This window comes from Bacteroides sp. CAG:189, assembly GCF_000432295.1.
Classification (GTDB): domain Bacteria; phylum Bacteroidota; class Bacteroidia; order Bacteroidales; family Bacteroidaceae; genus Bacteroides; species Bacteroides salyersiae.
On record NZ_HF991063.1, the window covers coordinates 1 to 630 of the forward strand.

Below are 630 nucleotides of genomic sequence, written 5' to 3' on the forward strand. Positions count from 1 at the left end.
AGGGTTATCTCTATAATAGCCGTAATCCACGTTTCTGGGAATTACATACAACCCTACCAACGGATTATCCAACATACCGCCACCCGGTTTGTTTTTCGTTTCCGAATAGGTATACGTACCCGAGAAATCCATAGTCAACTTTTCATTGAAGGCTTTAAAAGTCTGCCGTCCGCTAAGGTTATGGCGCACAAATGTATTGGTAGGCATCACTCCGCGGGAAGAGGTGTTTCCATAAGAGAAGTAACTTTGTGAATTCTGAGAACCGCCACTTACAGCCACACTGTTATTAAAATTATATCCCACCTGATAGAAATCTTTTATCTGATCGAATCCGTCTATATCCATCTGATCTCCCCAACTGTAAAAAGTAGAAGGTTTACCGGTTTTAGAATTCATCGGTACCCCGAACGTATTTTGCAACTCTGGCAGATTAAAAACAGTTTCCGCCGTCATATTACTGGACACATCGATTCTGATCTTTCCTTCGCGTCCTTTCTTGGTAGTAATCATAATTACACCATTGGCAGCCACCGCACCATATAAAGCAGCAGCCGAAGCACCTTTCAAGATACTGATACTTTCGATGTCATCCGGATTCATTGTAGACAGGGCATCTCCCTGGTCAGTACC

General features: G+C 43.0%; 1 protein-coding gene. It reads right to left on the reverse strand.

What is annotated here, in order from left to right:
• The coding region (locus tag QVP90_RS09285) for a TonB-dependent receptor plug domain-containing protein (RefSeq protein ID WP_288204183.1) at positions 1–630 on the reverse strand (630 nt) is incomplete at both ends.